Genomic DNA, 21,735 nt, shown 5'->3' on the forward strand with positions numbered 1-21,735 from the left:
CATGCGTGCGGTGTCCGGTGCGCTACTTCAGGGCGCCCGCCGTGAGGCCCTGGACCACCTGGCGCTGGAAGATGATGTACGCGGCCAGCACCGGCAGCATCGCCATGACCAGGCCGGCGAACAGGCCCGACCAGTCGCCCTTGTACCCCTGGCTGACCGCCAGCTGCACCAGGCCCTGGGTGAGGACGTGCTTGTCCGGGTCCGTGTTCAGCACGGTCGGCAGCATGTACTGGTTCCACTGGCCTAGGAAGTTGAAGATTCCCACGCTGATCAGACCGGGCTTGGCCATCGGCAGCATGACCTGGAAGAAGGTCCTCGAATGGGAGGCGCCGTCCACGAAAGCGGCCTCCGCCACCGACGTGGGCAAGGTGCGGAAGAACCCGGTCAGGAAGAACACCGTGAAGGGCAGCGAATAGGCGATGTAGACCAGGATCAGCCCGTGGATGGTGTTCAGCAGTCCCATGTTGTCCACCACGTAGAACAACGGGACCAGGGCGAGCATGATCGGGAAACTCATGCCGGCGATGAACAAGTAATAGATGAACCGGTTGCCCGGAAAGTCGAACCGGGCCAGCACATAGGCCGCCATGGACCCCAGCACCAGGGTGCCGACGAGCGAACCGCCGACCACCAGCACGGTGTTGAGGAAATAGTCGCTCATGTGCGCCTGGGACCAGGCCCGCGACCAGTTGTCGAAGTGCAGCTTGTCGGGCAGCGCCCAGGGCGAGCCGAAGATGGAGGCGTCGTCCTTGAAGGAGGTCATCACCGCCCACACCAGCGGCAGGCTGACCATGATCGCCCAGATGACGAGGACGCCGTGGGAGAAGACGTTGAGGGCGGTGCCCTCCTTCTTCCCCTCCTTCAGTCCGCCGGGGGCGGCCTGGGCCTTGATGACGGGCGTACCGGGTTCGGCCGGTACGGGGGCGGGGGTCTCGGTCGTCTTCATTGATCAGTACTCCAGCCGCTCGCGCCGGCCCAGCCGCAGCACGACGGCGGCGAAGGCCAGCGTGACGAGGAGCAGGGCGACGCCGATGGTGGTGGCGTAGGCGGCCTGACCGTCACGGAACGCCTTCTGGTACACGTACAGGACCATGACGGTGGTCGAGTAGTCGGGTCCGCCGGGGCCGGTCGTCATGATCTGCACGACCGCGAACGACTCGGCGCCCAGCGCGAGGATGCCCATGTAGACCCAGCCGGACTGCACGGTGTCCCACAGCAGCGGCAGGGTCACCTTGAAGAAGGTGGCGGCGCGGTTCGCGCCGTCCAGCAGCGCGGCCTCGTACAGCTCCGCCGGGATGGAGGCCATGCCCGCGGAGAAGAGCACCACGAAGAAGCCGACCGTCGACCAGACGAGCACCGCCATCACGCACCACAGGGCGATGTCGGGGTCGCCGAGCCACAGCGGCTGGACGGAGCCCAGGCCGATCCCGCGCAGCAGCGAGTTGATCGCGCCGCTGTCCGGGTTGTACGCGAACTGGAACAGCAGGGCGACGATCGCGATCGACAGCACCTGCGGGAAGAAGTAGACGATCTTGTAGAAGGCGGAGCCGCGCACACCGGTGATCGCCGGGCCGCCGCGGCGGCGCCGTCCGCCCACGTTGATCATGAAGGCGAAGAAGAGCGCCAGGCCAAGTGTCACCAGCGGCACCAGCAGCGCGAACATCACGCTGTGTTGCAACGACTTCCAGAAGATGTCGTCGTCGAGCATCCGCGAGTAGTTGTCGAAGCCGACCATCTTGAACTCGGGACTCAGCCCCGTCCAGTCCGTGAACGAGTAGTAGATGGACTGGATGAACGGCCAGACGACGAAGAGCGCGTACAGTCCCAGGGGAACCGCCAGGAACCCCACGATGAACCGGTACTTGCCGTGCTGCATTGCTACCGACCCCGATCTGCGCGCGGGTGGCGCCGCCAGGGCCCGCCCGGCGCGGTGGCGCCGGACAGGCCCTGGTGACGCGTCCTCACTGGTGCTTGTAGTGCTTGATCGACGAGTCCTTGGCGGCTTCGTCGGCGTAGCCCTGGATCTTCTTGATGGTCTCGGCCGGGGTCATCCGGCCCGCCATCATCTCGCCCAGGCAGGAGACGCCGATCTTCTCCTTCTGGAGCTGCACGTACCAGTCCTGCATGCGCGGGTTCACCACGTTGTCGCCGGCCAGTTCCAGCGCCTCGACACCGGACTTGAGGCCCGGGGTCAGCTCGATGCCGTCGGTGCCGCCGTTGTAGGCGCTCAGGGACTTCACCTTGCTGGTGAAGTTCTTGGAGGACGCCTCGCTGAGCATGATGCGCAGCTGCTCCATGCCGCCGGCGCCGTTGGCCGCCTTGGCCGGGACGATGAAGGGCTCACCGCCGGACGCCCAGATGGTGCCGAAGGGCATCTTGTCGGAGTCGTCGATGCCGGGCGGCGCGGAGACGGCGAGGTCGAAGTCGGCGGGGATGACCTTGGCCGACTCGTTCTCCACCCAGGAGCCGTTGGGGAGGAACAGGGCCTTGCCCTTGGCCCACGCGGTCTGCGACTGGATGTGGTCCAGGCCCGGGGTGCCCTTGAGGATGTAGCCCTTCTTGTACAGCTCGTACCAGGCCTCGAAGACCGTCTTGACCGCCGGGTGCTTCCAGGCGTTCGGCTCCAGGTTGTCGATCGCGTCGAGCACCTCGCGGCCGCCGACCTTGGCGATCATCGGGGACATCGAGAAGGGGATGTAGTACGGGTACTTGCCGGCGTAGGTCCAGCCGGCCATGCCCTTCTTCTTGGCCTTCTCGCAGACCGCGAGCATCTCGTCCCAGGTCTTGGGGTACTCCGCGTCCAGGGAGTCCAGGGCCTTGCGGGAGTACCAGTTGCCGTACACCGTGTACGCGTAGTACATGATCCAGACCGGGTCGCCGTCGAACTGGCCCATCTCCACGATGCCGGGGCGCAGCGTGTCGCGGACCTTCTTGTTCGGGTCGTCGTAGGACGGTGCGTCGAGCAGCGGGGTGAGGTCGGCGAGCTGCTTCTTGCCGACCAGGACGCCCATGTCCATCTGCTCGGCGCCGGAGTTGTCGACGAGGTCGGGCGGGTTGCCGCCGTTGAAGCGCGGCTGGAGGGTGGACTGGATCTTCTGGGTGGCGGCGAACTTCACCTTGGCCTTCGGGAAGGCCTTCTCGTACAGCTTCACGGCGTCCTCGGCGTACTCCTTGCCGAAGCCCCCGTCGAAGAGGACGAATTCCATCTGGGCGCTGTCGTTGACCGCGAGCGGGTTCTTGGCGGACTTCTCGCCCGCCTCGGCCTTCTCCTGGTCGTCCCCGCCGCCGCTCGCGCAGGCGGACAGGAAGCTCATCGTGGGTACGGAGATCAGGCCGAGCGCGGCGGACCGCTTGATCAGATCGCGGCGGCCGACGCCCGTACCGTTGTTCTCGGCGGAAGTGGATCCCATGCTCAAGTCCTCGCCTTCTCCAGGACTCAGGCGGTGAACCGGATCCTCCCGGCACCGCGATCGGGTCACGCTGGGTCGTGCAGGAAATGCGGGTACTGCTGTGCGGTCACAGATACTGTCACCGCTGTTCGGGCGCCTTGGACGGTTCCTCGTCGCGGTTCCCCCCGTATCCCCCGGTGGCCGACAGGTATAGTCCACTTTCCGTCGGCGGAGCAAGATCGAATGCAAGGTTGGCGGTACGTCTTTTCCGAGTTGAGACCTCCCGGAAATATGAGCGGCCGGTGTGCCGCGTGCCGTAGGAATCCCTGCCATAAGCCCCGAACGCCACATCCAACACCCTTGACATCACATGCCACTTGACCCCTACTGGTCCTTGCGCAGTTGATTTGACAACGTTGTCCCACGCGCAGGGAGGGTGGCCAGGACATGCAGTACAGAGTTCGGCACAGATGGGGTCCGGCGGTCGTCATGACGACCGCCTTCGCCTTGGCGGTGGGGTCCCAGGGGGCGGCGGTCGCACTGCCCGACGCGCCCGCCAAGGCCGACCGGGAGTTCGCGTCGTCCTTCGAGAGCGACGACCCGGCTCCGGACTGGACCGACACCGTGGACACCGGCGCGGACGGCGGCAAGCGGGCCTCCGGCGTGGACGGCGGCTACAGCACCGGCATACCCGGCAACGTCACCGAGCACGTCACCGGCGTGCGTGCCAGCGCCGAGAACACGGGCGGCCGGGAGGTGAAGGAGAACCTCGTCGACAACGAGCCGGCCACCAAGTGGCTCACCTTCGCGCCGACCGGCTGGGTCGAGTTCGACCTCGACGCGCCGACGAAGATCGCCAAGTACGCCCTCACCTCGGCCAACGACCACGACGAACGCGACCCGCTGGACTGGACCCTGAAGGGGTCGGCCGACGGCGAGAACTGGCAGACGCTGGACACCCGTTCCGGCGAGCACTTCGCCGAGCGCTTCCAGACGAAAACGTACGAACTCGCCGAGAGCGCCGAGTTCCGGCACTTCCGGCTGGAGATCACCAAGAACAACGGGGCCGGCGACGCACTCCAGCTCGCCGACGTGCAGCTGGCCACCAGCGCCACCGAGGTCCCCACGCCCGAGGACATGCTCTCCTTCGTCGACGAGGGCCCGGTGGGCTCGCCGACCGCGAAGGCGAACGCCGGGTTCACCGGGACCCACGCGCTGCGCTACGCGGGCCGGCACACCGCGGACGGCCGGGCGTACTCGTACAACAAGGTCTTCGACGTGAACGTCGAGGTCGACCGGCGCACCGAGCTGTCGTACAAGATCTTCCCGTCGATGGCGGACGGCGACCTCGACTACGACGCCACGAACGTCTCCGTCGACCTCGCCTTCACCGACGGCACCTACCTGAGCGACCTCAAGGCCACCGACCAGCACGGGTTCCCGCTGACGCCGCGCGGTCAGGGCGACGCCAAGGTCCTCTACGTGAACCAGTGGAACAGCGTGAAGTCCGGGATCGGTTCGGTCGCGGCCGGCAAGACCGTCGACCGGATCCTGGTGGCGTACGACTCCCCCAAGGGCCCGGCGAAGTTCCGCGGCTGGCTGGACGACGTGGAGATCGAGCGGGCCGCGCCCGAGCGTCCCAAGGCGCACCTGTCGGACTACGCGCTCACCACCCGCGGCACCAACTCCAGCGGCAGCTTCTCGCGCGGCAACAACTTCCCCGCGACCGCCGTGCCGCACGGCTTCAACTTCTGGACGCCGGTGACCAACGCCGGTTCGCTCAGCTGGATCTACGAGTACGCGAGCGGCAACAACGACAACAACCTGCCCACCGTGCAGGCGTTCTCCGCGAGCCACGAGCCGAGCCCCTGGATGGGCGACCGGCAGACCTTCCAGGTGATGCCCTCGGCCGCCTCCGGCACCCCGGACACCGGCCGCGACGCCCGCGAGCTGGCCTTCCGGCACGAGAACGAGACGGCCAGGCCGTACTACTACGGGGTGCGGTTCGAGAACGGCGTCAAGGCCGAGATGACGCCGACCGACCACGCGGCGATGATGCGCTTCACCTACCCCGGTGACGACGCGAGCGTGATCTTCGACAACGTCGAGGACAACGCCGGCCTGACGCTGGACAAGGAGAACGGCACCTTCACCGGCTACTCGGACGTCAAGTCCGGCGGCTCCGCCGGTGCCACCCGCCTCTTCGTCTACGGCGAGTTCGACAGCTTGGTCACCGGCGGCGACTCCAGCGGCGTCAAGGGCCACCTGCGCTTCGACGCCGGCCGGGACCGCGCGGTGACGCTGCGCATCGCCACCTCGCTGATCAGCGTCGACCAGGCCAAGGACAACCTGCGCCAGGAGCTCCCGAAGCGAGCCTCCTTCGACAAGGTCAAGCGGGACGCCCAGAAGCAGTGGGACGAGATCCTCGGCAAGGTCGAGGTCGAGGGCGCCACGCAGGACCAGCTGACCACGCTGTACTCCGGCCTCTACCGGCTGTACCTGTACCCGAACGCGGGCCACGAGAAGGTCGGCGGCAAGTACAAGTACGCCTCCCCGTTCTCCAAGGCGGTCAAGGAGAACACGCCGACCGAGACCGGCGCCAAGATCGTGGACGGCAAGGTCTACGTCAACAACGGCTTCTGGGACACGTACCGGACCGCCTGGCCCGCGTACTCCTTCCTCACCCCCTCCCAGGCCGGTGAGCTGGTCGACGGCTTCGTGCAGCAGTACAAGGACGGCGGCTGGACCTCGCGCTGGTCCTCCCCCGGCTACGCGGACCTGATGACCGGCACCTCCTCCGACGTGGCCTTCGCCGACGCCTACGTCAAGGGCGTCGACTTCGACGCGAAGGCGGCGTACGACGCGGCGGTCAAGAACGCCACCGTGGTGCCGCCGTCCTCGGGCGTGGGCCGCAAGGGCATGGCGACCTCGCCGTTCCTCGGCTACGCCGGTACCGAGACGCACGAGGGCCTGTCCTGGTCGCTGGAGGGCTACCTCAACGACTACGGCATCGCGAAGATGGGCGAGAAACTCTACAAGGAGACCGGCAAGAAGCGGTACAAGGACGAGTCCGCGTACTTCCTCAACCGCGCCCGGGACTACGTCAACCTCTTCGACGCCAAGGCCGGCTTCTTCCAGGGCAAGGACAACCAGGGCAACTGGCGCGTGGACTCCGAGAAGTACGACCCGCGCGTGTGGGGCTACGACTACACGGAGACCAACGGCTGGGGCTACGCCTTCACCGCCCCGCAGGACAGCCGGGGCCTGGCCAACCTCTACGGCGGCCGACGCGGCCTCGGCGACAAGCTCGACGCGTACCTCTCCACCCCGGAGACGGCCTCCCCGGACCTGAAGGGCTCCTACGGCGGGGTCATCCACGAGATGGTCGAGGCGCGGGACGTCCGCATGGGCATGTACGGGCACTCCAACCAGGTCGCCCACCACGCGCTGTACATGTACGACGCGGCCGGGCAGCCGTACAAGACGCAGAAGAACATCCGCGAGGTGCTCCAGCGGCTGTACACCGGCAGCGACATCGGCCAGGGCTACCACGGTGACGAGGACAACGGCGAGCAGTCGGCCTGGTTCCTCTTCTCCTCGCTCGGCTTCTACCCCCTGGTGATGGGCAGCGGCGAGTACGCCATCGGGTCCCCGTTGTTCACCAAGGCGACGGTGCACCTGGAGAACGGCCGCAAGCTCGTCGTCAAGGCGCCGAAGAACAGCACGAAGAACGTCTACGTGCAGGGTCTGAAGGTCAACGGCAAGCGCTGGAACTCCACTTCGCTCCCCCACGCGCTGATCGCGAAGGGCGGCGTCCTGGAGTTCGACATGGGCCCGAAGCCCTCCTCGTGGGGCACGGGCGAGAAGGCGGCGCCGCCGTCGATCACCCAGGACGACGAGGTGCCGACCCCGCGCACCGACGCGATCACGGGCCGGGGCGCGCTGTTCGACAACACCTCGGCGACCGACGCGAGCGTGACGTCGGTGGACCTGCCCGTGTCCGGCGAGGGCGCCAAGGCGGTCCAGTACACGCTCACCTCGTCCGCGGACCGCACCAAGGCCCCGGCCGGCTGGAAGCTCCAGGGCTCGGCCGACGGCACCACCTGGCGGACGCTGGACGAGCGCTCCGGCGAGTCCTTCGCCTGGGACCGGCAGACGCGCGCGTTCTCGGTGAAGTCGCCGGGCACGTACGCGAAGTACCGGCTGGTCCTGGACGGCGAGCACACGCTGGCGGAGGTGGAGTTGCTGGCCTGAACCCGAAGGTGAGCGTGGAATGACGCTGCGGGGTACGCCGGGTGACCGGCGTACCCCGCAAAAGGTTGTACGCCCCACGTTGCGCTTGCGTACCTGTTCTGTACCGCTCTCGTCCCCGGCCGTAAAACTGATTGACCTGTGAATGTCATGTGTAAGGATCACGAAGTCTCCCGGGATCCTGCGGACACACCCGTCCGTGGTCCCTTCCGCATGACCAAATGGAGGACCCACGTGGTCAAAAGCTCTGGCCTGAACACGCGTCGCACGCTGGCGCGTGCCACGGCTGCGGCGCTCACTGCCGCACTGGTGGCGACGGGTGCGAGCAGCGCCGTCGCCGCCGACGAACCGGGAGCCAGCGCTTCCCGGTCGCACCTCGACGTGAAGCCGTCGGGTGCCGAGAAGTACGGCACCTCCGCCGCACCCGGAGACGCGCCGATCAACCCGCTGTTCGGCGTGGACAGCGCGGGTGAGCTGTGGAGCTACGACCCCGACTTCGAGGGCGGGCTGGACGCTCGCTGGGACGCCGGATACGGCTGGCAGACGGCCCGCGCCATGACGCAGGTCGACCAGGACGCCGACGGATTCTCGGACGGCATCTGGCACGTCACGTCCGGGGGCCAGCTCTACTGGGCCCCCTGGAACAGCGAGGAGCACACCCTCGTCGGCAACGGCTGGAAGATCTACAACCAGCTGTTCTCCGGCGCCAACCTGGCCGGCGCCGGCGCCGACGACCTGCTCGCCCGCGACAGCTCCGGCAACCTGTACCTGTACCTGGGCTACGGCAACGGGAAGCTGACCCAGCGCTACAAGGTCGGCGGCGGGTGGAACGCCTACACCCACATCACCGGCAAGGGCGACCTGACCGGTGACGGCAAGGCCGACATCGTCGCCAAGGACAAGTCCGGCGTGCTGTGGCTCTACAAGGGCACCGGCAACTACAAGGCGCCGTTCACGTCCCGCACCCGCGTCGGCGGTGGCTGGAACACGTACAACAACATCGTCTCCGTCGGCGACATCGACATCGACGGCATCACCGACCTGGTCGCGCGCGACAAGAACGGTGCGCTGTACCTGTACAAGGGCACCGGCAACGCCGCTTCCCCGTTCAAGTCCCGCGTGAAGATCGGCAGCGGTGGCTGGAACACGTACCGCCTGATGTTCTGAGGCGAACGGACGCGAGGGCCGCACTCCCGGCGACGGGAGTGCGGCCCTCGGCTTGTGCGCGCCGCCGCCTACTTGCGGATCAGGCTGCGCAGCACGTACTGCAGGATGCCGCCGTTGCGGTAGTAGTCCGCCTCACCCGGGGTGTCGATGCGGACGACCGCGTCGAACTCGACGCCGGTGTCGGTGGTCACCTTCACCGTGCGCGGGGTGGTGCCGTCGTTCAGCTCGGTCACGCCGGAGACGGAGAAGGACTCCTCGCCGGTCAGACCGAGGGAGGCCGCGGTCTGGCCCTCCGGGAACTGGAGCGGCAGGACGCCCATGCCGATGAGGTTCGAGCGGTGGATGCGCTCGTAGGACTCGGCGATGACGGCCTTGACGCCGAGGAGCGCGGTGCCCTTGGCGGCCCAGTCGCGGGACGAGCCGGAGCCGTACTCCTTGCCGGCCAGGACGACGAGCGGGATGTTCTGCTCGATGTAGTTCCGGGAGGCGTCGTAGATGAACGCCACCGGACCGCCGTCCTGGGTGAAGTCGCGGGTGTAGCCGCCCTCGGTGCCCGGCGCGATCTGGTTGCGCAGACGGATGTTGGCGAAGGTGCCGCGGATCATGATCTCGTGGTTGCCGCGGCGCGAGCCGTAGCTGTTGAAGTCGCGGCGCTCGACGCCGTGCTCCGTCAGGTACTTGCCGGCCGGGGTGTCGGCCTTGATCGCGCCGGCCGGGGAGATGTGGTCGGTGGTGACCGAGTCGCCCAGCTTGGCGAGCACCCGGGCGCCGGAGATGTCCTCGACCGGGGCCGGCTCCATGCCCATGCCCTCGAAGTACGGGGGCTTGCGCACGTAGGTGGACTCGGTGTCCCACTCGAAGGTGTCGCCGGTCGGGATCGGCAGCGCCTGCCACTGGGCGTCGCCCGCGAAGACGTCGCTGTAGGACTTGGAGAACATGTCCTCGCCGATGGCGCTGGCGACGACCTCGTTGACCTCGGCCTCGGTGGGCCAGATGTCCTTGAGGTAGACCGGGTTGCCGTCCTGGTCGGCGCCCAGGGCCTCCTTGGTGATGTCCACCTTCATGGAGCCCGCGAGCGCGTAGGCGACCACCAGCGGCGGGGACGCCAGGTAGTTCATCTTGACGTCGGGGTTGATGCGGCCCTCGAAGTTGCGGTTGCCGGAGAGGACCGAGGTGACGGCGAGGTCGTGGTCGTTGACGGCCTTGGAGACCTCGTCCGGCAGCGGGCCGGAGTTGCCGATGCAGGTGGTGCAGCCGTAGCCGACGAGGTTGAAGCCGACCTTGTCGAGGTAGGGGGTCAGGCCCGCCTTCTCGAAGTAGTCGGTGACGACCTTGGAGCCCGGGGCGAGGGTGGTCTTGACCCACGGCTTGCGGGTCAGGCCCTTCTCGACCGCCTTCTTGGCCACCAGGGCGGCGGCGACCATGACGTACGGGTTGGAGGTGTTGGTGCAGGAGGTGATGGCCGCGACCGTCACCGCACCGTGGTCCAGCTCGTAGGTGGTGCCGTCGGGGGCGGTGACCGGGACCGGGTTGGACGGCACGCCGTTGGTGACGGCGGGGGCGTCGGAGGCCGGGAAGGACTCCTGGCCCGCCTCGTCCACGCTGTCGACGTAGTTGCGCACGTCCTGCTTGAACTGCTCGGCGGCGTTCGCGAGGACGATGCGGTCCTGCGGGCGCTTCGGGCCGGCGATGGAGGGCACGACCGTGGAGAGGTCGAGCTCCAGCTTCTCGGAGAAGTCCGGCTCGGCCTTCGGGTCCAGCCAGAGGCCCTGCTCCTTGGCGTACGCCTCGACGAGCGCGACCTGCTGGTCCGAGCGGCCGGTCAGGCGCATGTAGTTCAGCGTCTCGTCGTCGATCGGGAAGATCGCGGCGGTGGAGCCGAACTCCGGCGACATGTTGCCGATGGTGGCGCGGTTGGCCAGCGACGTGGCGGCGACGCCCTCGCCGTAGAACTCGACGAACTTGCCGACGACGCCGTGCTTGCGCAGCATCTCGGTGATCGTGAGGACCAGGTCGGTGGCGGTGGTGCCGGGGGTCAGCTCACCGGTGAGCTTGAAGCCGACGACGCGCGGGATGAGCATGGAGACCGGCTGGCCGAGCATGGCGGCCTCGGCCTCGATGCCGCCGACGCCCCAGCCGAGGACGCCGAGGCCGTTGACCATGGTGGTGTGCGAGTCGGTGCCGACCAGGGTGTCCGGGTAGGCCTTGCCGTCGCGGGTCATGACGACGCGGGCCAGGTGCTCGATGTTCACCTGGTGGACGATGCCGGTGCCGGGCGGGACGACCTTGAACTCGTCGAAGGCGGTCTGGCCCCAGCGCAGGAACTGGTAGCGCTCCTTGTTGCGGCCGTACTCCAGGTCGACGTTCTGCTTGAAGGCGTCGTTGGTGCCGAACTTGTCGGCGATGACGGAGTGGTCGATGACCAGCTCGGCCGGGGCCAGCGGGTTGATCTTCGCCGCGTCGCCGCCCAGCTCCTTGACGGCCTCCCGCATGGTGGCGAGGTCGACGACACAGGGCACGCCGGTGAAGTCCTGCATGATCACGCGGGCCGGCGTGAACTGGATCTCCTGCGACGGCTGGGCCTGCGAGTCCCAGCCGCCGAGGGCGCGGATGTGGTCGGCGGTGATGTTCGCGCCGTCCTCGGTGCGGAGCAGGTTCTCCAGCAGCACCTTCAGGCTGTAGGGAAGGCGCGCGGAGCCCTCGACCTTGTCCAGCCGGAAGATCTCGTAAGACTCGTCGCCCACCTGCAGTGTGCTGCGGGCGTCGAAGCTGTTCGCCGACACGACAGTCTCCTTCATTTATGTGCGCGTACCACCGCATCCTGCCGCCACGCCCGCTTGGCCGATCCGCTAAGGTAAGGCTAAGTTAGGTAACCCTTACCGCCAGACTCGGCAGCGGCGTGCGGCTGCGGTACGCCTCGGCAGATATCTCGATGTCGAGATAACTCTAGTACATGGGGGCGGCCCGGTCATGTCCGGGCGCCGTGTGGCGTACGCCCCATCCCGGGTGACCCGTGCGGCCATCAGTACGCCGAACGGGGGTATCCGATGCGTGCCGGACCGACCCGGCACGACTCGGAAGGGGGCACGATGCCACTCACGTTCCGCAAGAGCTTCCGGATCCTCCCCGGAGTGCGGCTGAACATCAACAAACGTTCGTGGTCCATCACGACCGGCGGCAAGAGCGGTCCGCGCCACACCCGCAGCAGCACCGGACGTCGTACGACATCGATGGACTTGCCGGGACCTTTCGGCTGGCGCCGCACGACGAGGAGCAGGCGCGGCTGAGCCGTCACCAGGGGTTTCTTGACGTCACGTCACCCGAACAGACCCCCCGAGAGGCGCGATCTCATATCTGAGATAGCCTCAACCCCATGGCAGACGACTACCTCGTACGCATCGGCAGGCTCATCCGTGACGCCCGGCAGCACCGCGGCTGGACGCAGTCACAGCTTGCGGAGGCGCTCAACACCAGTCAGAGCGCCGTCAACCGGATCGAGCGCGGCAACCAGAACATCAGCCTTGAGATGATCGCCCGGATCGGCGAAGCGCTGGACAGCGAAATCGTCTCCCTGGGCTACGCGGGTCCGATGCACCTGCGCGTGGTCGGCGGCCGTCGCCTGTCCGGCGCCATCGACGTCAAGACCAGCAAGAACGCCTGCGTGGCCCTGCTGTGCGCCTCGCTGCTCAACAAGGGGCGCACGGTGCTGCGCCGGGTCGCCCGCATCGAGGAGGTCTACCGCCTCCTGGAGGTGCTCAACTCCATCGGCGTGCGCACCCGCTGGATCAACGACGGCACCGACCTGGAGATCGTGCCGCCGGCCGAGCTGGACATGGAGGCCATCGACGCCGAGGCCGCCGTCCGCACCCGCTCCATCATCATGTTCCTCGGCCCGCTGCTGCACCGCATGGAACGCTTCCGGCTGCCCTACGCCGGCGGCTGCGACCTCGGCACCCGGACCATCGAGCCGCACATGATCGCGCTGCGCCGCTTCGGCCTGGACGTCGCCGCGACCGAGGGCCACTACCACGCGGTGGTCGACCGCGCCGTCCGCCCGGACCGCCCCATCGTCCTGACCGAACGGGGCGACACGGTCACGGAGAACGCGCTGCTGGCGGCCGCCCGGCACGACGGCGTCACCGTCATCCGCAACGCCTCCTCCAACTACATGGTCCAGGACCTCTGCTTCTTCCTCGAGGCCCTGGGCGTGCGGGTCGAGGGCATCGGCACCACCACCCTCACCGTGCACGGTATGCCGGTCATCGACGCCGACGTGGACTACTCCCCCTCCGAGGACCCGGTGGAGGCGATGAGCCTGCTGGCCGCCGCCGTGGTCACGGAGTCGGAGCTGACGGTCCGCCGGGTGCCGATCGAGTTCCTGGAGATCGAGCTGGCGGTCCTGGAGGAGATGGGCCTCGACCACGACCGCACGCCGGAGTACTTCGCCGACAACGGCCGCACCCGCCTGGTGGACCTCACCGTCCGCCCCTCCAAGCTCGAAGCCCCGATCGACAAGATCCACCCCATGCCCTTCCCGGGCCTGAACATCGACAACGTGCCCTTCTTCGCGGCCATCGCGGCCTCGGCCCAGGGCCAGACCCTCATCCACGACTGGGTCTACGACAACCGCGCCATCTACCTCACGGACCTGAACCGCCTCGGCGGCCGCCTCCAGCTCCTGGACCCGCACCGCGTCCTGGTCGAGGGCCCCACCCGCTGGCGCGCCGCCGAGATGATGTGCCCGCCGGCCCTGCGCCCCGCCGTGGTCGTCCTCCTGGCGATGATGGCCGCCGAGGGCACGTCGGTCCTGCGCAACGTGTACGTCATCAACCGCGGCTACGAGGACCTGGCCGAGCGGCTGAACTCGATCGGGGCGCAGATCGAGATCTTCCGGGACATCTGACACGACGGTGTTCGACGGTGCCGCCGCATCCTGGCCCGCCTGCTGCTCCACCGAGTAGACCGGGGCCGGGTGCGGCGGCGCTCGTGTGGGTTCCCCGGGCGCCGAGGCCAACGGATAAGCGGAATACATCATTCCTTCTTCTTCGAAACACATACTTCAGGCCATTCCTGTATCATCATTGACACTTATCTCACCCCCATGGAAACGTAAAGACTGATTTGTAACGGGGGAGTAAGGAATAGGCAGTCGACCTGCCGTCCCCCCTGCCGTCACCGCGCAGGAGGAGAATCGTGTCGAAGATCCACCGCTCACAGACCGCGGACCGCGGGACCACTACGGCCGAAAAGAGAAGATCCGCTATCCGCCCGCTCGGCTCGGTCCTGAGCCGCTCCGCTCGCACCGTCTCGTTGGACCGGGCTTGCTGACCCGGACACCGCATGCCCTCTCGTCCTCCCGGTACCTTGCCGTGGCCACGGGTCAGACCATGCGTTTCAAGATTCTCGGCCCGTTGCAGGTCTGCGGCGGAGTCGAGATAGCCTCACCCTTTCGGCGTGCGCTTCTCACGGCATTTCTGCTGATGGACGGCCGGGCAATAGGAGCGGCCGAACTCTCGGAATTACTGTGGGACGAGCCGCCCCGCTCGGCCACCGCGAATATCCGCACCCACCTGGCCGGTCTGCGTCGTGATCTCGACCGGGCCGAACCGGGGCTCAGCGACCGGCTGAAAACCGTCAGGGGTGCCCAGAGCGGATACGGGCTCAGCGCCGATCCCGTCGACGTCGACCTGTCGCGGTTCACCGCGGCCGTGTGTCGTGGACGGACCCGGCTCCTGCACCGCGAACTCGACGGGGCGATCGACTCGTTCGAGGAGGCCGTCGCCGTGTGGCGCGGTCCGTTCGGGCAGGATCTGCCCGCGACACGGTGGTTCAGCGCCCATGTGGCCGGTCTCAACAACGCGCGGCTCGACGCGTGCCAGGATCTCTTCGCCGCCTGCATCCTCGCCGGCCGCCTCGAGATGCTGTCGTACCGGATCGAGAGTGCCGTCGCCGAGGCGCCGTACCGGCAGCGCCTGTGGGAGCTGCTCGCCGCCGTGCACTGCGTCAACGGCGACGCGGTGAGTGCCCTGACCGTGATCAAACGCTGCCAGGAACTGCTCTCCGACGACCTGGGGCTGGATCTGCCGCCGAGTGTGGAGGCCATGCGTTCCGCCGCGCTGAACTGGGATCGGGAGCAGGCACTGCGCCTGGTGGCCCGGCAGGTCCCGGGCAGCGACCAGGTCGGCCCGCCGAGCAGGAGGGAGCACCCGTCAGTCTGAGCGGACAGGGCACGGCCGGGTGTTCCGGAAGGTGTTCCGGGACACCCGGCCTGCCCGGGCCGACGTCATGGGGAAGGCTCCCTAAGGGTCCCTCGTGCTGTCCCGGTGGGCCCTCAGGTCCTCGTGCAGGTGGGAGCGGTGCGGGCGCCGGGTGGCCAGCAGCCTGCGCCAGTCCGCACGGGTGTCGTGCATCAACTGCCGGTGGAAGTAGTTGACGTACTCGGCCCAGGCCAGCCCGTACAGGAGCAGGCCCGGCGTGACCTCGGCCGCCTCCGGCCGGCGCGCGACGGCCGCGCCCAGCACCACGGCGCCGGCGGCCAGGGCCGCCGCGCACGCGGGTCGCAGCCGTCGGAACAGTCCGATCAGCGGCGGACTCGGCAGCCTCAGCCGCAGTTGGCGAAGCTTGACCGCCCAGTACGCGGAGCCGGTGAGGAGCAGCACCGCCAGCAGGGCGTACCCCGTGGTGTTCGCGGCGCTCCGGGGCGCGTCGAAGGCGGCGAACACCACCCAGGCGATCCAGACGGTGTTCGCCGCCTCCAGCACGGCGAGGGTACGCAGACGGGCGGTGAGCGCGTGGCGTGGACGGTGCTTCACGGACGTCATGCCCCCGAGCATCGGGTACGGGCACGACCGCGTCGCAGGGACGCGGTCGGCTTTCGGTCGTGTCGTTCGTGTCGGTGTGTCGTTCGGGTCGGTCGGGTCAGTCGTGTCGGTCCGGTCCGTCGGGTCAGTCGTGTACGAGTTGCTGTCCGACCAGTTCGGCGTACGCGCCGCCGCGGGCGACCAGGTGGTCGTGGTCCCCCTCCTCGACGATGCGGCCGTGGTCGAGGACGAGGATCCGGTCGGCGTCGAGGACGGTGCTGAGCCGGTGGGCGATGACGATCCTCGTGCAGTCCAGCCCGGACAGGTTCTCGTTCACGACCGCCTCGGTCGTCGCGTCGAGGTGGCTGGTGGCCTCGTCCAGCACCAGCACCCGGGGCCGGTGCACGACGGCCCGGGCCAGGGCGATGCGCTGCCGCTGGCCCCCGGACAGGCCGCTGCCGCCTTCGCCGAGGATCGTCTCGTACCCCATCGGCATGCGCATGACGTCGTCGTGGATCGCCGCCAGGCGGGCGGCCGCGACGACGTCGTCCAGGGGCGCCTCGGGCTTCGCCAGGGCGATGTTGGTCAGCACCGATCCGCTGAAGATGTCGGCGTCCTGCGTGACCACGCCGCACTGGCGCCGCAGATGCCCCAGGTCGATGTCGGGCAGCGGCGTCGAACCGTAGCTGATCTCGCCGCCGGTGGGGTCGTAGAGGCCGAGGATGAGCCGTGCCAGGGTGGACTTCCCCGAGCCGCTGCCCCCGACGATGGCGATCTTCTCGCCCGGGGCGACGGTCAGGGAGATGCCCGAGAGCGCGTCGGGGCCGTCTCCGGAGTAGCGGAAGCTGACGTCGGCCAGGGTGATCGGCTCGTCCAGGGTCACCTTCTCGCTGCCCTGTCCGACGCTTTCGTCGGGCTCGTCGAGTACGTCGCGCAGCCGGTCGAGATGGACCCGGATCGTCTGGAACGTCTTGACGCTGCGGCCGAGTTGGGCCACCGGCGAGAGCGCGGCGCCGGCCAGGGAGATCAGGCCGAGCATCGTCCCGAGCGAGAGGCCGGCGCTGAACACGAGATACGCGCCGAGGACGAGCATGATCAGCGGGGACGCCGTGCCCAGCATGCCGAGCAGGCTGTCGATGACGTTGTCGAGCCTGCTGCGCCGCACCGACGATTCCAGCTGCTCCGAGAACTTCCGCGACCACCGGCTCACGACGACGTGCTCGGCGCCCGACGCCTTCACCGTCTCGGCACCGGTCACCGCCTCCAGCAGGGTGCTCTGCGCCTCCCCGAGGGCCTGGAGTTCACGCTCGGTGAGCCGCTGGGCGGCCGGCGCCGAGAAGAGCATGAGGGCGAGCTGCGCCAGGGCGATGGCGAGGATCGCCGCGACGAACAGCAGCGACTTCGTGCCGATGACCACGAGGTAGACGCCCAGCAGCGCCGTGTCGAGGAGAACCGCGAGGAGCTGGCTGGACACGGCGTCGCGGACGTACGTCATGCTCGACACCCGGACGAGCAGGTCACCGCCGGTGCGCAGTTGGAAGAACTTGTACGGCAACGACATCAGATGCCAGAGGAACGAGCCCATCATCGACCAGTCGATGCGGGTCTGGAGCCACAGCAGCAGCTCGGCCCGTGCCAGCGTCGTCATGGCGTGGCTCACGGTGTAGGCCACCAGCCCGGCCGCGAGGATCAGGAGGGTGTTCTCCCGGCGGCCGGGCAGCACTTGGTCGACGACGTAGGCGGTCAGGAACGCCGGGATCAGTCCGAACAGGGTGAGTGCGGCCGACGCCCCGACGATGGCCGACAGGACGCCGGGGCGGCGGGGCAGGAACGGCTTGACGAACGACCACAGGCCGGCCTCGGCGAGACGGCGCCGTTCGAACGTCTCGGTGGGCTCCAGTTCCAGCACCACGCCGGTGAACGACGCGTCCAGCTCCGCGTGGGTGACACGGCGCCGGCCGGACGCGGGGTCGACGATGTCGGCGCCGCGGCTCGTGAGGCGCTCGATCACCACGAAGTGGTTCATCCCCCAGTGCGCGATCAGCGGCAGCACCAGGTCCGGCAGGGCGTCGGGCTCGGCGCGGTACGCACGCACCCGCATGCCTAGCTCCCGGGCGTGCCGGGCGATGGCGGCGGCGCTCGCTCCGTCGCGGGCCAGGACCATGCGGTCGCGCAGTTCCGCGACGGCGGTGCCCCGGCCGTGGTAGCCGAGCACCATCGCCAGAGCGGCGACCCCGCATTCGACCGATGTCGACTGAAGCCGTACGGGAACCCTACGGCGGGTGAACCTCACTGGTCGTTCCCCCTCTCCCAGAGGTCGAGCAGGAGCGGGCGGGTGCCCTGGTCGAGGACTGCCTCCGCTCCCTCCTCCACGCTGCGCAGGTCGAACGAGGCGGGCAGTTCGACCAGCACCATCGTGACCTGCCTCCCGCCCTGGCCCGCCTGTGTGTCCTTGACGCGTGCCGAGACCGTCCGGCTGTCGTCGAGCCGCAGCGCCACGTCGCTGCCCTTGGCCGGGGGCTTGAGGCTCGGAAACGCGAGGACGGCCTCGCGGCCGGTCGTCCCGGCGAGCACCCCGGTCGGCCCGACCGGCACCCGGACGAGCAGTCCCGCCACGACGGTGGCGACGACGAGCAGTGCGCCGATCACCGCCCAGCGCCACCGGGGCGTCATGCGCCCGGCGTCGAACCCGGCGGGTGCCGCGCCCCGGGGATTGGCCCGGTAGGCGGCGACCATGCTGGGCCGGTACACGCCCTCGGCGAGCGCTCCGTCCGTCCCGGCGGGCGGCGAGGTCGCGGAACTCATCGCGCGCTCCCCGCCGTGGCGGGGCCGGCGAGCCGCAGCAGGTCCGGCACCCGCGTGGGATCGGCCATCCGCGCCAGGCCCCACGCGATGCCGGCGAGTCCGGTCATGAGGCCGGGTGTCTCCACTCCGTTCGGGACGCCGCACAGCCAGCCGTTCTCACGGCCCTCGTGCAGCAGGGTGTGCCACACCCGGGGCAGCAGTTCGGCCACCTCCGGTTCCGCGTCGGGCTTGCAGGACGTCCCGATCACGAGGAGGTTGCCGACGTCTCCGTGGCACAGGCTGTGGTTGCCCAGGCCGGACACCGGGTCGAGGTCCAGTCCCGTGGAGATGGAGGCGAGCACCGCCCGGTGCCGGTCCCGCTCGATCAGCTCGGCCGTCTCCGGCACGATGCCCGTCCGCTCCAGCTCGGCGCGTGCCATCGCGATGCCCGGGGCACCGTGGCACCAGGCGTTCATCACGGTCCGCCCGCCGAGGTTGGCCGGCCTGAGGTCCCGCCAGGTGCGCAGCTCCGCGTCGTACACGGTCGCCTCGTAGCGCAGCGCGTGCCGCACCGCTTCCACGTACTCGGGGCGGGGCGCCGCCTGATGGAGCCGCGCGAACGCGTAGGCGATGCCCGACGCGCCGTGGGAGAACCCGGCCAGCGGCGCCTCGGGGTTGATCGGGGTGACCCAGCCCCAGCCGTCGCCGGCCGGCTGCCGTACGGCGAGCAGCCGGTCGGCGCAGCGCGCGGCGAGCCGGAGTGCGCCGCCGTCCGGTACGGCGGCCTCCAGGGACAGCAGCGCCAGGATGGCTCCCGCCGACCCGGACACCACGTCCAACAGGGGGTCCTCGTCGACGAGTTCGCCGATCGCGGGCAGCAGTGCGGTGGCGGCCGCCGCGTAGTCCGGGCGGTCGTGCCGCACGGCGGCGTGCGCCAGGGCGTAGATCGTTCCGCCGAAGGGGCCGAACGCGCCGATCCCGAACTCGGCGGCTCCCGGCTTCTTGTCCAGCCCGGCCAGCGTCTCGGCTATCAGGATCGCCCGCTTGGCGACCTGGTCGAACGCGGCCCGCGCCAGCTCGCCGGTCTCGGCGTCGCCGGTCACGGCGGCGACCGCGTCCAGGGCGTGCGCGATGCCGGCGGTTCCGGTGTAGAGGCCGATCGGGGCGGGAGCGTACTGCCAGTACGTCTCGTCGACCAGGTCGAGGCCGATCCAGCCCAGCCCGTGGTCGTCCCGGACGCACAGGTGGGCCAGTCGCCGGGCCACGCGCAGGGCCTCCTCCGCGAACGCCCCGGGGTCGGCTCCGGTGTCGAGGCGTGCCCGGTGCCAGTTGGGCCAGCGCGCCTCGCTCTCGCCCATGGCCGTGGCCGCGACGCAGGACCGGATCACGCGCTCCTGGAAGGCGAGGTCGTCGTCCCCCAGTGCGGCGAGCCGGTCGCGTACGGCGGTCAGGGGCGAGGGCCGGGTGCCCATGGGGGTCCCCTCCGGGCCCCCGCGCAGGGTCCCGGTCCTGGCGTCGACGGTGAACAGCGGGATGTCCCCGACCGACAGTTCGGCGATCTCGTCGAGGATCATCGCGTCGCGGGATTCCGGCATCTCGATGTGGCCGCCGGCCAGCCGGGCCAGCGACCTGGCGTGGTCGAGTCCGTCGCGCAGGAAGTCCGGATGGGTGCTCTCCAGCAGCAGCCGGCCGTAGATGTGGGTGGGGCGGGCGATCAGCCGGGTACGGACGGGCGCGAACGCGGCGAGGGGGCCGCTCGGGGCGAGCAGTTCGTCCCGCCCCGCCTCCAGCAGCCGGTAGACGTGGGTGAAGCCGTCGACGAACGCGTCGACGCGGCTCACCAGATCGATGGGCTCGCCGTCGGCGGTCATCGGGTGGTTGCGTTCGGCGTCCATCTCCATGCGGCGCTTGACCAGCCGCATCCGGTCCGTGCCGCTGTCCTCCCAGGTCGGCACCGGCATGGGCGTCAGCTGGCCGCCGTGCCCGGCCAGACCGCTGACGTCGAGGCCGAAGGTGCCGTCCTCGCCCCGCACCAGAAGGTGGTTGGGCAGGATGCCGACCGACTGGACCGAGCCAGCGAGCGTGACCGCCGCGATGTCGGTCTCGCCGTCGATCTTGACGACCGCGGCCGTCTTGTCGCTGTGCAGCAGGGCTTCGAGGTCGACCAGGACCGGGTGCTCGCCCGCCGCGAGGACGTTCTCGAAGTGGAAGTCGGTGGCGTGCAGCAGATAGAGCAGCGCCGTCAGCGCGCCCAGCCGCCACGCGTAGCGGTCGCCGCCGGCCGCGTCGGTGGTCGCGGAGGTGTCCACGAGTTCGACCCAGCCGTGCTCGCCGCGGTCCAGGACGGTGATGCGGGCGAGTGCGTGTGGCGGGCGTCGTCGGTTCACCCACTCCAGGAGTCCGTCGAAGGCGACGTCCATGGCCAGGGACCGGGGCTTGAACACGACCGTGCCGGTGTCGAAGGTCACCATGGCGACGGACCGGCCGCGGCGGTGCTTGTCGCCGGCGCCGAACTCCAGGCGCTCCAGCCGCCGGGGCGCCCGGTGGGCCGGCATGCTCGTGCGCAGCACGGGCAGGTCGGCGGCCAGCGCCCGGACGAGTTCCACGCGGGTGTCGATCCAGAACCGCAACTGGTGGACGACGAGGCGGGCCAGTACCGGGTACTCGCGCCAGATCGCCAGCGCGTTCCCCTCGTCGCGCAGCAGGTGGACGTACGACGTGAAGCGCGCCTCGGGTGTGTCTCCGTCGAGCCGGTCCTCGACCCGGGCGATGTTGAGTTCGAGGACGAGGGTCCGCTGCACCTGGCTGAGCAGATCCGCCGCGGGCGCCGTGGCCCGTACGACGTCGAGGACGTGCCCCGCGTCGGCCAGCACGGGGTCGTCGGAGCCCTCCAGGCAGCGCAGCACGAGTGCGTCGAGTTCGTGCACGGCACCCTCGACGAGCGGCCGCATCACCTCCAGCAGGCCCATGTCGGCGTCGAGCCGCCGGGTGGTCCCGGTGGCGGCCCGGCCGACGGCCCACCAGCGCGTGAACGTCCGGTGCCATTCCGGCTCGTCCCCCAGCCGTGCGGTGAGGGACGGCTCGGTCTCGCCGAGCAGCGCGGCCAGTTCGCCGGCCGTCGCTCCCAAGGGGGACAGCCGCTCGTCCAGCGTGGCGCGCTCGCCCTTGAAGGGTGCCAGCTCCGTCCACATGGCCAGGCGCTTGTCGCCGCGGATCGGGTCCGTCCGTGACGGACGTCCGCCCAGTCTCTCTGCCAGGGTCGCCGCCCGCTGCCACGGCAGGGCTGCCCTGCCCGGCGGGACGGTGGTGCCATCGGTTGCCTCAGCGGACATCTGCTGGTTCCC

The 21,735-nt window shown here is 69.3% G+C and carries 13 protein-coding genes; 5 read left to right on the top strand and 8 right to left on the bottom strand.

Annotated elements, in window-relative coordinates; translation table 11 throughout:
• Positions 1 to 22: 22 nt before the first annotated feature.
• The 3 genes from ACIRGB_RS28150 to ngcE all read right to left on the bottom strand — a co-directional run bounded on the left by ACIRGB_RS28150 (position 23) and on the right by ngcE (position 3,410).
• A complete protein-coding gene (locus ACIRGB_RS28150) occupies positions 23 to 946 on the bottom strand; it encodes a carbohydrate ABC transporter permease (RefSeq protein ID WP_403870798.1) in 924 nt (307 codons plus the stop codon).
• A 3-nt stretch (positions 947 to 949) separates the two neighbouring features.
• Positions 950 to 1,876 carry a carbohydrate ABC transporter permease gene (locus ACIRGB_RS28155; RefSeq protein WP_403870801.1) on the bottom strand — a complete coding sequence of 309 codons (927 nt, stop codon included), beginning with the start codon at positions 1,874 to 1,876 and terminating at the stop codon, positions 950 to 952.
• A gap of 85 nt (positions 1,877 to 1,961) precedes the next feature.
• Positions 1,962 to 3,410 (bottom strand): N-acetylglucosamine/diacetylchitobiose ABC transporter substrate-binding protein, encoded by a 1,449-nt coding sequence (gene ngcE / locus ACIRGB_RS28160; protein ID WP_403870805.1) that lies wholly within the window; start codon positions 3,408 to 3,410, stop codon positions 1,962 to 1,964.
• Positions 3,411 to 3,836: 426 nt separating this feature from the next.
• Between ngcE and ACIRGB_RS28165 the strand changes: the two genes are divergently transcribed.
• Together ACIRGB_RS28165 and ACIRGB_RS28170 are read left to right on the top strand one after the other, a co-directional pair.
• Complete coding sequence (locus ACIRGB_RS28165; RefSeq protein ID WP_403870808.1) at positions 3,837 to 7,643, top strand: GH92 family glycosyl hydrolase; 3,807 nt, start codon at positions 3,837 to 3,839, stop codon at positions 7,641 to 7,643.
• A 231-nt stretch (positions 7,644 to 7,874) separates the two neighbouring features.
• On the top strand, positions 7,875 to 8,807 hold the full coding sequence (locus ACIRGB_RS28170; protein ID WP_403870811.1) for an FG-GAP repeat domain-containing protein: 933 nt from the start codon (positions 7,875 to 7,877) through the stop codon (positions 8,805 to 8,807).
• 68 nt (positions 8,808 to 8,875) lie between these two features.
• Here ACIRGB_RS28170 and acnA read toward each other — a convergent pair whose 3' ends face one another.
• A complete protein-coding gene (gene acnA / locus ACIRGB_RS28175; RefSeq protein ID WP_403870814.1) occupies positions 8,876 to 11,590 on the bottom strand; it encodes an aconitate hydratase AcnA in 2,715 nt (904 codons plus the stop codon).
• A 306-nt stretch (positions 11,591 to 11,896) separates the two neighbouring features.
• Here acnA and ACIRGB_RS28180 point away from each other — a divergent pair, with 306 nt between their 5' ends.
• The 3 genes from ACIRGB_RS28180 to ACIRGB_RS28190 all read left to right on the top strand — a co-directional run bounded on the left by ACIRGB_RS28180 (position 11,897) and on the right by ACIRGB_RS28190 (position 15,025).
• On the top strand, positions 11,897 to 12,094 hold the full coding sequence (locus ACIRGB_RS28180) for a DUF4236 domain-containing protein (protein WP_403870818.1): 198 nt from the start codon (positions 11,897 to 11,899) through the stop codon (positions 12,092 to 12,094).
• 86 nt (positions 12,095 to 12,180) lie between these two features.
• A complete protein-coding gene (locus ACIRGB_RS28185; RefSeq protein ID WP_052839978.1) occupies positions 12,181 to 13,710 on the top strand; it encodes a UDP-N-acetylglucosamine 1-carboxyvinyltransferase in 1,530 nt (509 codons plus the stop codon).
• 577 nt (positions 13,711 to 14,287) lie between these two features.
• Positions 14,288 to 15,025 carry a BTAD domain-containing putative transcriptional regulator gene (locus ACIRGB_RS28190; RefSeq protein ID WP_403870821.1) on the top strand — a complete coding sequence of 246 codons (738 nt, stop codon included), beginning with the start codon at positions 14,288 to 14,290 and terminating at the stop codon, positions 15,023 to 15,025.
• An 81-nt stretch (positions 15,026 to 15,106) separates the two neighbouring features.
• On the opposite strand, the gene ACIRGB_RS28195 is transcribed toward ACIRGB_RS28190, so the two are convergent.
• The 4 genes from ACIRGB_RS28195 to ACIRGB_RS28210 form a co-directional block, all read right to left on the bottom strand.
• Positions 15,107 to 15,628 (bottom strand): multidrug transporter, encoded by a 522-nt coding sequence (locus ACIRGB_RS28195; protein ID WP_403870824.1) that lies wholly within the window; start codon positions 15,626 to 15,628, stop codon positions 15,107 to 15,109.
• Between the two features lie 124 nt (positions 15,629 to 15,752).
• Positions 15,753 to 17,900: a peptidase domain-containing ABC transporter gene (locus ACIRGB_RS28200; RefSeq protein WP_403870827.1), complete on the bottom strand. Its 2,148-nt coding sequence runs from the start codon at positions 17,898 to 17,900 to the stop codon at positions 15,753 to 15,755.
• Complete coding sequence (locus ACIRGB_RS28205) at positions 17,897 to 18,412, bottom strand: hypothetical protein (protein ID WP_403870830.1); 516 nt, start codon at positions 18,410 to 18,412, stop codon at positions 17,897 to 17,899. Before ACIRGB_RS28205 ends, ACIRGB_RS28200 begins: the two co-directional genes overlap by 4 nt.
• Positions 18,409 to 21,723 (bottom strand): type 2 lanthipeptide synthetase LanM family protein, encoded by a 3,315-nt coding sequence (locus ACIRGB_RS28210; protein WP_403870832.1) that lies wholly within the window; start codon positions 21,721 to 21,723, stop codon positions 18,409 to 18,411. Before ACIRGB_RS28210 ends, ACIRGB_RS28205 begins: the two co-directional genes overlap by 4 nt.
• Between the last annotated feature and the right edge of the window lie 12 nt (positions 21,724 to 21,735).

It is taken from the genome of Streptomyces sp. NPDC102490, from assembly GCF_044765285.1.
GTDB lineage: Bacteria > Actinomycetota > Actinomycetes > Streptomycetales > Streptomycetaceae > Streptomyces.

Excerpts from the sequence above, each read along its gene's own strand:
- ngcE (WP_403870805.1), bottom strand. The coding sequence starts at position 3,410 with ATGGGATCCACTTCCGCCGAGAACAACGGTACGGGCGTCGGCCGCCGC.
- ACIRGB_RS28205 (WP_403870830.1), bottom strand. The coding sequence starts at position 18,412 with ATGAGTTCCGCGACCTCGCCGCCCGCCGGGACGGACGGAGCGCTCGCC.
- ACIRGB_RS28210 (WP_403870832.1), bottom strand. The coding sequence starts at position 21,723 with ATGTCCGCTGAGGCAACCGATGGCACCACCGTCCCGCCGGGCAGGGCA.
- ACIRGB_RS28190 (WP_403870821.1), top strand. The coding sequence starts at position 14,288 with ATGGACGGCCGGGCAATAGGAGCGGCCGAACTCTCGGAATTACTGTGG.
- ACIRGB_RS28195 (WP_403870824.1), bottom strand. The coding sequence starts at position 15,628 with ATGACGTCCGTGAAGCACCGTCCACGCCACGCGCTCACCGCCCGTCTG.
- ACIRGB_RS28165 (WP_403870808.1), top strand. The coding sequence starts at position 3,837 with ATGCAGTACAGAGTTCGGCACAGATGGGGTCCGGCGGTCGTCATGACG.
- ACIRGB_RS28180 (WP_403870818.1), top strand. The coding sequence starts at position 11,897 with ATGCCACTCACGTTCCGCAAGAGCTTCCGGATCCTCCCCGGAGTGCGG.
- ACIRGB_RS28150 (WP_403870798.1), bottom strand. The coding sequence starts at position 946 with ATGAAGACGACCGAGACCCCCGCCCCCGTACCGGCCGAACCCGGTACG.
- ACIRGB_RS28185 (WP_052839978.1), top strand. The coding sequence starts at position 12,181 with ATGGCAGACGACTACCTCGTACGCATCGGCAGGCTCATCCGTGACGCC.
- ACIRGB_RS28155 (WP_403870801.1), bottom strand. The coding sequence starts at position 1,876 with ATGCAGCACGGCAAGTACCGGTTCATCGTGGGGTTCCTGGCGGTTCCC.